Below are 11926 nucleotides of genomic sequence, written 5' to 3'. Positions count from 1 at the left end.
TGCCGAGGACCTGCAACCGATGCGAGGGGTTGCCGTAGATCGCCGCGGACACCTCGCCCAGCACCGCGCGCGGATCGTCGTGCACGAGAACGGGAACGTCCAGCTCGCCGAGCATGTCCGCGCCGGCCTGATCGGTGAGGACCGCGACCGCCCCGCGCCCGACCGCGTCGGCGGCGAACCGGGCACCGTGCGCGCGGGCGCCGGCCAGCCCGGCGAACAGGTCACCCGGCAGCACGGCGTTCGACCGGTGTTCGATTCCGGTGACCACGACGTCGGCGAGATCGTCACGGCTCGGGCGCGCGCCCGTGAGCTCGACGACCGTTCGCAGCGCGGTGGACGGCGGCGCCGCCGGACGCAGTGCCTGCGGGCTGGGCTGCACGGGCACGAAGCTCCTCTCGATGTATGCGGTTCTGCTGTGCCGTCTCCCCCCGGAACGGATCGGATCGACGTGCCAGGTTACCGCTCCCCCGCCGCTCCGCGTTCTCCGCCATCCGAGTCGGAGCCGCTCGACCTGGTCAGAGGTTCCGCGCCGCGTGCGGGACCAGGGTTTCCGGGGGCGCGTCGGATCGTCCCGACGCCGGCGAAATCGGTGCTCACATGCCGTGAATCGGGGTGGATCACGCATTCCTCGCGAATCGAACAGTCATCCGAAGACCCCTTACATCCCCTGCAGGACAAGGGGTTTCGCCGGCGGCGACGGCGGGACGCGGTCGCGCTGCAGGGCCCAGGAGGCGATGTTGTGGAACAGCGGCGCGGCGGACTGGCCACCGCTGCCGTCGGAGCTGCGGATCGGCGCGTTCAGCATGATGCCGACGACGTAGCGCGGATTGTCGGCCGGGGCGATGCCGGCGAAGGTGATCCAGTAGCGATCCGCGGAATAGCAGCGGCACTTCGCGTCGATCTGCTGTGCGGTGCCGGTCTTTCCCGCGACCTGGTAGCCCTCGACCGCGGCCGACGGGCCGGTGCCCTGCTGCACGCCCATCGGATCGTGCTGCACCACCGACTGGAACATGCCGCGCAGGGTGCGCGCGGTCTGCGGGCTCACCACTCGCACGCCGTCGGGCTGCTCCTCCTCCTTGCGGCTGCCGCCCGGGCCGATCTCGGACTTCACGATGCGCGGCGGCACCCGCACGCCGTCGTTGGCGATCGCCTGGTACATGCCGGTCATCTGCAGCAGGGTCATCGAAAGGCCCTGGCCGATGGGGAGATTCGCGAAGGTGGAGCCCGACCACTGGTCGCGCGAGGGCACCACGCCGCCGCTCTCGCCGGGCAGGCCGACGCCGGTGCGCTGGCCCAGGCCGAACCGCTTCAGCATGTCGGAGTAGCGGTCCTCGCCGACCCGCTGGGCCAGCATCAGGGTGCCGACATTGGACGATTTGCCGAAGATGCCGGTGGTGGTGAACGGCGTGACGCCGTGTTCCCAGGCGTCGTGGACGGTGACGCCGCCCATGCTGATCTGGCCCGGAACCTGGTGCACCTCATCGGGATTCGTCAACCCGTACTCGATGGCCGAGGCGGCGGTGACGATCTTGTTCACCGAACCGGGTTCGTAGGCGTCGGTGACGGCCGGATTGCCCATGTGGGCGGTGTCCCAGTTCTTCGGGCCCAGCTGCGGATTGAAGGTGTTGTCGTTGGCCATCGCCAGCACCTGGCCGGTGTGCGCGTCCAGGACCACCGCGGAGGCGTCCTGCGCGCCCGACATCTGCTTGGCCTGCTGGACCTGCTGCTGGACGTAGTACTGCATATCCGAGTCGAGAGTGAGTTCGACCGTGGCGCCGTCGACGGCGGGCTGGCGGTCGCGTTCGCTGCCCGGGATGACCGCGCCGTCGGAGCCCTGGTCGTAGGTGTGCGAACCGTCGGTGCCCGCCAGGTCGGAATCCATCGAGGACTCCAGGCCGATGCCGCCGTGGCCGTCCCAGCCGGTCGCGCCGATGATGTTCGCGGCCAGGGCGCCGCCCGGGTAGTACCGGGTGTCCTGGCGTTCCACGCCGACCTCGGGGAATTTGTCCTTGATCTCGGTGGCGATCCGGGAGTCGACGTTGTAGGCCAGGTAGGCGAACTGGTCGTCGCTGCGCAGGATGGCCAGCAGATCCGACTCCTTCGGGCCGGTCGGGCCCAGCTTGTCGTGGATCGCCTTGGCGATCGCCTGCAGCCGCTGGTCCGGATCGGGCGCCTTCGAGGATTTGGCGTGCGCGTCGGCGAGTTGCTTGCGCACCTTCACCGGCTGGAAGTTGAGCTTCTTGGTCGGGATGGTGAACGCCAGCGATTTGCCGTTGCGGTCGGTGATGGGGCCGCGCAGGGCCGCGTCGGGGACGTGCACGGTGCGCTGGCTGGCCGCTTCCGCCGACAGCGCGGGCGCGGAAATCGTTTGCACCCACAGCAGTTGGACCGCGACGACCAGCAGGGCCACCAGCATCAGCAGGCGGCCCACACCGAACCGGAGCCGGTGCGCGGCGTCCGCGGCGGCGGCCCGGGTCCGCTTCCGCGGTCGGGCCGGTGCGCGGCGCGGCGCGGATGTCCGGTTGTTCGCCGGGCTCATCCGACCGCCCCGTCCGGGGTCGGCACGGGCTGGTCGACCGGCGCGCCGGCCGTCTGTTCCGCCTGCGGCGAGGCGGGGGCCTGCTGACCTTCCTGCGGCGATTGCCGGTCGGCGACCGGGCCCGCGGCGGGGGGCGTTCCCTCGGCGACGGCGGCCGGTGCCGGGTTCGCTTCCTGCGCAGGGCCGGGGTTCTGCCCCTGTCCCTCAGCCTGATTCGCGCCCGGCGTCTGGTTGGCATCCTGGGGCTGGCTCACGCCTTGGGGCTGGTTCGCACTCGGAGCCTGATTCGCACCTTGCGGCTGATCCGCGCCCTGCGGCTGGTTCGCACCCGGAGTTTGATTCGCGTCCTGCGGCTGGCTCACGCCCTGGGGCTGGTTCGCACCCGGAGCCGGATTCGCACCTTGCGGCTGGTTCGTGCCCTGGGCCTGGTTCACGCCCTGCGGTTGGCTCGCACCCTGGGCCTGATTGGCACCCTGGGCCTGATTGGCACCCTGGGCCTGATTGGCACCCTGGGCCTGATTCGCGCCCTGGGCCTGATTCGCGCCCTGGGCCTGGTTCGTGCCCTGGGGCTGTTGTGTGCCGGGCTGGGCGGGGGTGTTGGTGACCGGGACGAGGCGTTCGCCTTGGGCCTGGACGAGTTTGGGCGGGACGGCGGACGGGGACGACGGGGAGGTGTTCAGGGGTGGGGCGGGGGCGCCCTGTTCGGGGGTTTCCTTGCCGATCACCGTGACCGTGCCGTCGGGGGCGATGAGCAGGCGCGAGGGATCCTTCGCGGGGATCATGCCCAGATCGCGGGCGCGGGTGGCGAGTTCGGGGGCCGAATCGGCCGCCTCCACCTCGCGCTGCAGCGCCGCCCGCTCGTCGCCGAGCTGGCGGTTGATGCGGCGCTGGTCGCCGAGCTGGTAGCTGTCTTCCGCCGCGCGGGTCGTCAGCAGCAGGGTCAGCGCCAGGCCGCAGCCCAGCAGCGCGATGATGGCGGTGACGAACGGCAGCCGCCCGGCCATGGCCGACGCGGCCCGGCCCGGTAGTGGCGGCAGCCCGCGGCCGCCGCCCGTCGCCCGGTTGCGACGCCGGGCGTACGCGCGTTGCGCCGCACCGGATTTGACCCGGTCGGCCTCCTCCACCCGACGGGGCGCGGCGCGCTTCTCCGACTCCCGTGTCGACCGGCGGGACGAATCCCGCCGCGGTGCGTCCACCCGTGTGCGCACGCTCATTGTTCCGCCTCCCCTACTGCGATAAACCCCGGCCGGTCGGGCGCGGCGGTAATGGCCGATCGCGCCCCAGTCATCCGGCCTCCTGAATCCGTTCCGCGGCCCGCATCCGTACCGGCGCGGCCCGCGGGTTCTCCTCGATCTCCTGTGCGGACGCCTTCTCCGCACCCCGGGTCAGGACCGCGAATTCCGGTCCCATCCCGGGTAGTTCGACCGGTAGGTCCACCGGCGTCCGCGAGGCCGAACGCCGCGCGAGCACCTGTTTGACGACCTTGTCCTCCAGCGACTGGTAGGACATGACGACGATCCGGCCGCCCACCTCCAGCGCGTCCAGCGCGGCGGGCAGCGCGGACTCGAGCGATTCCAGCTCCTTGTTGACCTCCACGCGCAGCGCCTGGAAGGTCCGCTTCGCCGGGTGGCCGCCCGTACGGCGGGTGGCCGCCGGGATCGCGTCGTACAGCAGCTCGACCAGCTGGGCACTCGTCGTGAACGGGCGTTGCTGCCGTCGCTTGAGAACCTCGCTCGCGATGCGGCCCGCGAAACGCTCCTCGCCGTAGGTCTTCAGCACCCGGGCCAGCTCGCCGTGGCTGTAGGTGTTGAGGACGTCGGCGGCGGTGAGTTCGGCGGTGGGGTCCATCCGCATGTCGAGGGGCGCGTCGACCGAATAGGCGAATCCGCGCTCGGCCTCGTCCAGCTGCATCGACGACACGCCCAGGTCCATGAGAATCGCCCGGACCGAATCGGTGGGCGGGAGCCCGGCGCTCTCCAGCGCGTCGGCGATGCCGTCGTACCGGGTGTGCACGAGGGTGATCCGGTCCTCGAACGGCGCCAGCCGGGCGCCGGCGAGCCGCAGGGCCTCCGTGTCGCGGTCGAGCCCGATCAGGCGGATCTCCGGATAGGTGCGCAGGAAGTACTCCGCGTGGCCGCCCAGGCCGAGCGTCGCGTCGATGAGGACGCCGCCGGAAACCAGTGCGGGGCCGAGGATTTCGTCGGCTCGTGTGAGCAGGACCGGGACATGGCGGGGGGTCTGGCTCGCATGATTCACCTCGACCTCCCGGATCCGCCTGCGATTGGACTCACACGTCGGCGGGGAATGCCCCGGGGTCTCTGACCGACCGCCGGCACCTGGCGTTGGGGAAGTACGTCAGGGTCCGCGTCGGGCAGAGGCCACGGGGCACTCGCCGCGCGCGGGGCTAGAAGATTCCGCCCAGCGACTCGTCTCTGGCCAGCGAGTAATCCTCCTCGTTTTCGGCGAGGTAGGACTCCCACGCCTGCTTGTCCCAAATTTCGAGGAAGTCGACCGAGCCGATCACCACGCAGTCCTTGCTCAGGTTCGCGTAGCGGCGGTGTTCGACCGACAACGTGATCCGGCCTTGGCCGTCCGGACGTTGCTCGTCCGTGGAGGCCGCCAGGGCCCGGACGAATGCCCTTGCCTGCGGATTGTTCCGGGATGCCGCGGCGGCTCGCCGCGCGAGCGCGGTGAACTCCTCCTTCGGATACACGGCAAGGCTGTGGTCCTGACCCTTCGTGACCATCAACCCTCCCGCCAGTTCGTCCCGAAACTTCGCAGGCAACGTCAGTCGCCCCTTGTCGTCCAGCCGAGGCGTGTAGGTACCGAGAAACACTCTCGACACCTCCTGCTGGAATCACCTCGTCTGATCGGCCTCCATCAGTGCGCGTCCCACATTACCCCACTTTCCCCCACTTTCAATCGAAAGCGGGGGCGATCTCGGTGATCGCCCAGCGGTTCGGCCAGGTCACCTCAGCTATCACCGGAGTGGGGAGATTTCACCGAGTTCCCCCGTCCCTTGGCGCGGATTCGTCGGACGACCCGACAACGATCAGCAAACCCGCAGATAGGAAAGGCCCTGACGACCGGGTGGGGAGATGTGGGGGCACCCCGTGGGGAGGTGTGGGGAATCGGGGGGCGCGGGGGGTTCCGGTGATACCCGGACCCCTTCGGGAGAGATGCACGCAACAAAACGACACGCCATGCATCGCACGGCGTGTCGCGGTGGTTTCGAGGCTGTTCTAGTTGTCCTGCTCGAACCGGCGCCTGAACCGGTCCTCCATGCGGGCGGCGAAGCCGCCGCCGGATTTGCGCGGCTTGCTCTTGGGGCCGCTCCCGGAAGCGCCCGCCTCCGGCGGTCCCTCGCCGCCCTTGCGGCTGCCCGGCAGACCCGAGCCGCCCATGAGCAGCAGGACGCCCGCGGCGAACATCACGATGAAACCGAACAGGCTGATGATGGGGAACCCGCCCGGCTTGACCGGCAGGGCTATACCCGCGACGAGAAGAACGAGACCGAGGACGAACAGGGCTGCCGCCTGAAGTCTGCGTCTGCCCGTAGCCGAACGTAGCCGTCCGCCACGGACGGTCGAGGCGAACTTGGGGTCCTCAGCATAGAGCGCGCTCTCGATTTGTTCGAGCATGCGCTGCTCGTGCTCGGAGAGTGGCACGGTACCTCCCCCGGCACTTGTCGTGGTGGTCGCCTCCGGGTAGACGACAAGTAGCCGACCTTGGCGGCTACCTGCCACCAATGATACGAGTTCGATCAGTGCGCTACCACCTACTCGCCGATGTTCAGGCCGTGCCGTCCCCCAGATGCCCCTCCGCGGGCCGCAGCCGGGCGGCTGTGGTGACCAGGTCCTCGACGTCGTGCAGGAATGCCCCTACCCGAGAAGCGAACTCGTCGGCCCGCCGCGCGTCGACCGGGCGGTCCAGGCCGGCCTCGATCGCGGCGCGGGTTTCGGAGAAGGAACTGAAGTAGTCGGCCCACATCACGAATTCGGGCGCGGCCTGCTGCATGAGCACCCACGCGTTGCGCGACCGGGCTCGCGGCGCGCGGTCGGCGCCGGTGATCGCCAGCACCGCGCCGGCGCCCCGCAGGGCCGCCAGATACGCGGTGCGGAACCGTTCGCGCGGGTCGCCCTCGGCGGTGGACTGCAGGAGCAGCCCGTCGGCGCGGTCCAGCAGACCGCCCGCCCGCCCTGAACGCCCCGGATACCCGATCCGACCAGCCATTGCGGTACCTCCACACCCTTCGCATACCCGGGCCCGCCGAAGGACATCGCCGACCGGGCGGACCGAACAGGTATTCGAACGTTTCAATTGAGTGTGAATATAGAGACGACCACCGACAAATTTCCGCGCCCGCGCTCGTCTCCCCCTCGAGTGCGCCGGCCGCCGCCGAACGAGAGCCGCGCCGCCCTGACATGACCGCCCTCAGACCGCACCGCACCCCCGCCCCCGTCGTCGTCGACCTGTCGGTGGCCGCGCTCCGCGCGCGGCTGCACGACGCGCTGGGGGTGTACGTCGCGGCGATGGACTATCCGCGCGGCACCGAACACCATCGCGCGCCGATGTGGACCGAGCACACCACCCGGCCCGGCTGGCAGGCGGTGGGCGCGCTGATACCGGACGACGACGGGCGGGTCGATCTGCGCACGGCGCCGCTGGTGGCCGTGGCGTACGGCTATCACGGCGCCCCGCACCAGTGGTGGCATCAGCAGGTGCACAACGGGATGCGCCGCTCCGGCTGGCCCGAGCACGCGGCGCAGGACCTGCTCGCGGACTACTTCGAGCTGACCGAGCTGCACGTCCATCCCGCCGCACAGGGCCGGGGCATCGGCGAGACGCTGCTGGTGCGGCTGCTGCGCAACCGTCCCGAGCAGGCGGTGCTGCTGTCGACGCCCGAGGTCGATCACGAGGACAACCGGGCGTGGCGGCTGTACCGGCGTCAGGGCTTCACGGATGTGGTCAGGCATTTCGTCTTCTCCGGCGACACGCGGCGGTTCGCGGTGCTGGGGCGGCGGCTGCCGCTCGCGGACTCGTGACCGTCCTGGTCGTCGGTTCCGGGCACAACGCACTGGTCGCGGCCTGCTATCTGGCGCGGGCCGGACATCCGGTGGAGGTGCTCGAGCGCGACGAGGTGCTGGGCGGGGCGGTGTCCACGGTGGAGCGGTTCCCCGGGCATCTGGTCGATCGCGGATCCTCGGCGCACATCATGGTCCGCCACACCGGCATCATCGAGGAGCTGGCGCTGGAACGCTTCGGCCTGCGCTATATCGACTGCGACCCTTGGGGTTTCGCGCCCGCACCGGCCGGGAGCGACCTGGCCCCCATCGTCTTCCACCGCGACCTGGACCGCACCTGCGCCTCGATCGAGACCGCCTGCGGCGCGTCCGACGCGGACGCCTACCGGCGTTTCGTGCGGGAGTGGGGTCCGCGGGCGCGGCGGGTGATGCGGGCGTTCGCGGGCCCGCCCGGACCGGGGCGGCTGCTGCGCTCGTTCTGGGGCCTGGACGCGCGGGACGGCGGCGCGGCGCTGTCGCGGGAGTTCCTCCAGTCCGGAGACGCGCTGCTGGACGCCTGGTTCCGCGACGAGCGGCTGAAGGCCGCGCTGGCGTGGTTCGGCGCCCAGTCCGGGCCGCCGATGTCCGAACCGGGCACCGCGCCGATGGTGGCGTTCGCCGCCCTGCTGCACGAGCTGCCGCCGGGGCGCGCGGTGGGAGGAAGTGGGGCGCTCAGCGCGGCCCTGGTGGCCCGCCTGCGCGCCGACGGCGGCGTGGTGTCGCCCGGAGACGCCGTGACCGAGCTGCGCCGCGCGGGGGACGGCTGGCGGGTGCGCACCGCGTCGGGCCGAAACCTGCACGCGCGCACCGTGATCGCGGGCACCCACATCCTGACCACGCTGGAGTTGCTGCGCAGCGGCGGATTCGACGCGGCGGCGGTGGACGGCTGGCGGCGGCGCATCCGGGTCGGGCCCGGAATCGGGATGGTGGTGCGCGCCGCGACCGACGCGCTGCCGCGTTATCCCGGCGCGTCGGCCGAGGAGTCCGCGCACGGCCTGCAATTGCTGGCGACCGACCGGCGGCAGCTGCGGCTCGCGCACGGCGCCGCGCTCGCCGGGGACCTGCCGCCGCGACCGGTGGTGCTGGCCATGAGTTTCAGCGCGCTCGATCCGTCCATCGCGCCGCCCGGTCAGCATCAGTTGTCGCTGTGGGCGCAGTGGCATCCCTACCGGCTGGCCGACGGCAGCGACTGGAGCGCGCACGCCGAACGGGAGGGTGATCGCATAATCGCCGAGGTCGACTCCGCCGCACCGGGTTTCGCGGATTCGGTGCGGGAGCGGCTGGTGCAGACCCCGGTCGATCTGGAGCGCGAGCTGGGCCTGATCGGCGGCAATGTGATGCACGTGGAGATGTCGCTGGACCAGATGTTCTTCTGGCGGCCGCTGCCGGAGCTGTCGGGGCATCGCGTGCCCGGTGCGCCGGGCTTGTTCCTGACCGGCGCGTCGACGCATCCCGGCGGCGGAGTGTCGGGAGCCGCCGGGCGCAGCGCCGCCCGGCTGGCACTGCGCGAGCTGCGGCGGGTGCGGCTGCCGCGGCCGCGCCGGGCATGACCGCGCGGAGGCTGCCCGCGGTCGCGGCGATCGCGCTGATCCTCGCCCAGATCGCCTATCCCCTGGCCACGGGGCCGGGCCGCGACCGGGTGACCGTGGCGGTGGTGCTGCTGTCGGTGGCCACGGCCCTCCTGCACGCCGGGTACACGCGCGGCGTGCGGTTCGCGGCCGGATTCGTGCCGATCGTCTCGGGCCTCGGCCTGCTCGCCGAAACCGTCGGCACCGCATACGGATTCCCGTTCGGCTGCTACGAGTACGCGCACGGCCGGCTCGGTCCCGCACTGGCGGATGTGCCGCTGCTGGTGCCGCTGGCCTGGACCGGCGGGCTGTATCCGGTGTGGGTGGTGGCGAACCGGCTGGGCTCGCGGGCCTCGGTGCGCATCGGGCTGACGGCGCTCGGGGCGGTCGGCTGGGATCTGTTCCTGGATCCGCAGATGGTCGCCGACGGCCAATGGGCTTGGTGCTCGGCGCATCCGGGGCTGCCCGGACTGCCGCAGATCCCCTATACGAACTATCTCGGCTGGCTCGCGGTCTCGCTGGCGATGGCGGTGCTGCTGGAACTGCTCGGGCGACGATATCCCCGGGTCCGGGGCACCGACGCCGTCCCGATCGTGGTCTTCCTGTGGACCTGGCTGGGGTCCGCGCTCGCGCACGTCGCCTTCCTCGGTCTGCCGGTGTCCGCGGGGTACGGGCTGCTGGGGCTGGGACTGCTCGGAATACCGCTGGTGGCGAGCGGGTTCCGGGGCGGGAGCCGCGTTACCGGCCCGTCGCGTACCGGATGATCCGCCGGGCCATGGCACGATGTGTGCCGTGCAGCCGAGTCCGACATCCCCGAAGCCGTCCGGTCCGAGCGCGTCCGCGCCACGTCGGCGTCGCCATCGCGCCTGGTCACTCGTGGTCCTGGCGGCCATGCTGATGCCTCTGCTGGCGGGCTGCCTGCGCCTGCAGGCGTCGATGGGCGTGTCGTCGAACGACCGGGTGTCGGGGCGCATCGTCGCGGCCACCATCCCGGCCAACGACAAGGACAAGGGCCCCGAACTCAAGGTGCCGGACTCGCTGTCGGCCAAGGTCCGGGTGGAGCCGTACGCGCAAGACGGGTATACGGGCAGCCAGGTCTACTTCGACGATCTCACCTTCGGCGAGGTACAGCAGCTGGGGCAGCTGTCCGACCAGACGCAGGGGATGTTCAACCTCCAGTTCAACCGCACCGGCGACCTCGTCACGCTGAGTGGCCGGATCGATTTGCGCACCGTGCCGCCGCAAGGCTCGGACGTGCAGTTCACCGTCGCGTTCCCGTCCCGGGTAGCCACCACCAACGGCACGCGCGAAGGCGATTCGATCGTGTCCTGGAAGCTGCCGCCCGGTGATGTGAGCACGGTGCGCGCGGAGGTGAAGTACGCCGACCCCAACACCCGCTCGTTCGCCGGGTGGGCGGGCATCGTCGGCGGCGTCACCCTGGCCGTCGCCGCCATCGTCGCGGTCCTCGCGTACATCAGCCGCAACCCCACGCCACCCTGGGCCTCGCGCACCAACGCCTGACGTCACGGCGGGGACGAGACAGCCGACGCCTCGTGTGAAAAGCTGGATGGCACATGAGGAGCACACGAGAGCAAGCAGTCGTGGCCGGGAGCGTCCTCGCGGCGATCGGCGCCGCGACGGCCGCGCTCAACCGGCTGACCGTCCGGCAACTCGATACCGCGCACACCACCGTGATCGAACCGGTGACGGTGTGCGTCCCGGCCCGCGACGAGGTCGAGCGACTACCCCGGCTGATCGCGGATCTCCGCGCGCAGCACGGGGTTTCGCGGATGCGGGTGCTGGTGCTCGACGACCGGTCGACGGATGCCACCTACGAGGCGGCGGCCGCCGCGGCCGGGGGTGACGAACGGTTCACGGTGATCGGCGCCGATGCCGAACCCGCGCCCGGCTGGACCGGTAAATCCGCGGCCTGCGCGCGCCTGGCCGAGATCGCCGGAGTCTCGGGCGCCTCCGCCGACGCGCCGGCCGGAGTGCTGGTCTTCCTCGACGCCGACGTGCGGCTGCGGCCGGGCGCGCTGGCGGCCGCGGTCGGCGAATTGCGCAGGACGCGAGCGGGTTTGGTGTCGCCGTGGCCGTATCAGCGGGCCGGATCGATCGCCGAGGCCCTGGTGCAGCCGCTGCTGTGCTGGTCGTGGGCGACGACGCTGCCGATCTTCGCGGCCAACCGGAGCCTCCGGCCCTCGACCGCGGTGTCGTGCGGGCAGTTCCTGGTGTTCGACGCGGCCGCGTATCGCGCCGCGGGCGGGCACACCGCCGTCGCCGCCGATATCACCGAGGATCTGGCGCTGGCCCGCGCGCTGCGCCGGGCCGGGCACCGCACCGTGCTGGTGGCCGGGGGCCGCGTCGCGCGGACCCGGATGTACCGCGGCGCAACGGATCTCGATACGGGCTACACGCGCTGGCTGTGGTCGGCGTACGGTTCGGCGGCCGGGAGCGCCGCCGTGGGCGCGGTCGCGGCCCTGGCGTTCTGGGCGCCGCCGGTAGCCGCGCTGCTCGGCCGGGGCCGGATCCGCCGCATCGGCCGCATCGGCTACGCCTGTGCGGTCGCGGCCCGGCTGCTGGCCCGGTCCCTCGAATCCGGCGGCATGCCCGGACCGGCGGATGTCGCGGCCGCCCTGGCCCACCCCGTCTCCGTCGCGGCCTACCTGCGGCTCTCCGTCCGCTCCCACCGCCTGCACCGCGCGGGCGCCCTGACCTGGAAGGGCCGGACCCTCCCCGCCCGCGCGGTCTGAGCG

The 11926-nt window shown here is 71.6% G+C and carries 12 protein-coding genes; 5 read left to right on the top strand and 7 right to left on the bottom strand.

The window, feature by feature from the left end:
* From ON41_RS43005 to ON41_RS11945, 7 genes are all read right to left on the bottom strand, one after another.
* Positions 1 to 385: Mur ligase domain-containing protein (locus ON41_RS43005; protein WP_246829505.1), on the bottom strand; the 385-nt coding region annotated here is incomplete at its 3' end.
* Between the two features lie 273 nt (positions 386 to 658).
* Positions 659 to 2539: a peptidoglycan D,D-transpeptidase FtsI family protein gene (locus tag ON41_RS11970; RefSeq protein ID WP_083905288.1), complete on the bottom strand. Its 1881-nt coding sequence runs from the start codon at positions 2537 to 2539 to the stop codon at positions 659 to 661.
* Positions 2536 to 3753: a cell division protein FtsL gene (gene ftsL, locus ON41_RS43000; protein ID WP_246461694.1), complete on the bottom strand. Its 1218-nt coding sequence runs from the start codon at positions 3751 to 3753 to the stop codon at positions 2536 to 2538. The genes ON41_RS11970 and ftsL overlap by 4 nt, the downstream gene beginning before the upstream one ends.
* A gap of 70 nt (positions 3754 to 3823) precedes the next feature.
* A complete protein-coding gene (gene rsmH, locus ON41_RS11960) occupies positions 3824 to 4795 on the bottom strand; it encodes a 16S rRNA (cytosine(1402)-N(4))-methyltransferase RsmH (protein WP_040747648.1) in 972 nt (323 codons plus the stop codon).
* A gap of 148 nt (positions 4796 to 4943) precedes the next feature.
* Positions 4944 to 5375 carry a division/cell wall cluster transcriptional repressor MraZ gene (gene mraZ, locus ON41_RS11955; protein WP_040747647.1) on the bottom strand — a complete coding sequence of 144 codons (432 nt, stop codon included), beginning with the start codon at positions 5373 to 5375 and terminating at the stop codon, positions 4944 to 4946.
* Positions 5376 to 5781: 406 nt separating this feature from the next.
* Positions 5782 to 6207, bottom strand: coding sequence for an SCO2097 family morphological protein (locus tag ON41_RS11950; RefSeq protein ID WP_040747646.1), 426 nt, complete (start codon positions 6205 to 6207; stop codon positions 5782 to 5784).
* A 124-nt stretch (positions 6208 to 6331) separates the two neighbouring features.
* Positions 6332 to 6772 carry an SAV_6107 family HEPN domain-containing protein gene (locus ON41_RS11945; protein WP_051161267.1) on the bottom strand — a complete coding sequence of 147 codons (441 nt, stop codon included), beginning with the start codon at positions 6770 to 6772 and terminating at the stop codon, positions 6332 to 6334.
* 191 nt (positions 6773 to 6963) lie between these two features.
* On the opposite strand from ON41_RS11945, the gene ON41_RS11940 reads away from it, so the two are divergent.
* Genes ON41_RS11940 through ON41_RS11920 form a run of 5 tightly spaced genes read left to right on the top strand, consistent with a single transcriptional unit; the run spans position 6964 to position 11923 of the window.
* The gene (locus ON41_RS11940; protein ID WP_040747645.1) at positions 6964 to 7584 is read left to right on the top strand and encodes a GNAT family N-acetyltransferase; all 621 of its coding nucleotides are present in this window, start codon (positions 6964 to 6966) and stop codon (positions 7582 to 7584) included.
* Positions 7581 to 9152: a phytoene desaturase family protein gene (locus ON41_RS11935; RefSeq protein WP_040747644.1), complete on the top strand. Its 1572-nt coding sequence runs from the start codon at positions 7581 to 7583 to the stop codon at positions 9150 to 9152. Before ON41_RS11940 ends, ON41_RS11935 begins: the two co-directional genes overlap by 4 nt.
* Positions 9149 to 9934 (top strand): carotenoid biosynthesis protein, encoded by a 786-nt coding sequence (locus ON41_RS11930; RefSeq protein WP_040747643.1) that lies wholly within the window; start codon positions 9149 to 9151, stop codon positions 9932 to 9934. The genes ON41_RS11935 and ON41_RS11930 overlap by 4 nt, the downstream gene beginning before the upstream one ends.
* A 19-nt stretch (positions 9935 to 9953) precedes the next feature.
* Positions 9954 to 10691, top strand: coding sequence for an LppM family (lipo)protein (locus tag ON41_RS11925; RefSeq protein WP_083905287.1), 738 nt, complete (start codon positions 9954 to 9956; stop codon positions 10689 to 10691).
* A 53-nt stretch (positions 10692 to 10744) separates the two neighbouring features.
* Complete coding sequence (locus ON41_RS11920) at positions 10745 to 11923, top strand: glycosyltransferase family 2 protein (RefSeq protein ID WP_040747642.1); 1179 nt, start codon at positions 10745 to 10747, stop codon at positions 11921 to 11923.
* Positions 11924 to 11926: the final 3 nt, after the last annotated feature.

Origin of the sequence: Nocardia transvalensis NBRC 15921 (genome assembly GCF_000308875.1) — a bacterium.
In the GTDB taxonomy this organism is placed as follows: domain Bacteria; phylum Actinomycetota; class Actinomycetes; order Mycobacteriales; family Mycobacteriaceae; genus Nocardia; species Nocardia transvalensis.
This window is presented reverse-complemented; position numbering and strand designations above follow the sequence as displayed.

Bases quoted from the DNA above. Each gene is read 5' to 3' on its own strand.
- ON41_RS11920 (WP_040747642.1), top strand. From the start codon at position 10,745: ATGAGGAGCACACGAGAGCAAGCAGTCGTGGCCGGGAGCGTCCTCGCG.
- ON41_RS11930 (WP_040747643.1), top strand. From the start codon at position 9,149: ATGACCGCGCGGAGGCTGCCCGCGGTCGCGGCGATCGCGCTGATCCTC.
- ON41_RS11925 (WP_083905287.1), top strand. From the start codon at position 9,954: ATGTGTGCCGTGCAGCCGAGTCCGACATCCCCGAAGCCGTCCGGTCCG.
- ON41_RS11940 (WP_040747645.1), top strand. From the start codon at position 6,964: ATGACCGCCCTCAGACCGCACCGCACCCCCGCCCCCGTCGTCGTCGAC.
- ON41_RS11970 (WP_083905288.1), bottom strand. From the start codon at position 2,539: ATGAGCCCGGCGAACAACCGGACATCCGCGCCGCGCCGCGCACCGGCC.
- ON41_RS11945 (WP_051161267.1), bottom strand. From the start codon at position 6,772: ATGGCTGGTCGGATCGGGTATCCGGGGCGTTCAGGGCGGGCGGGCGGT.
- ftsL (WP_246461694.1), bottom strand. From the start codon at position 3,753: ATGAGCGTGCGCACACGGGTGGACGCACCGCGGCGGGATTCGTCCCGC.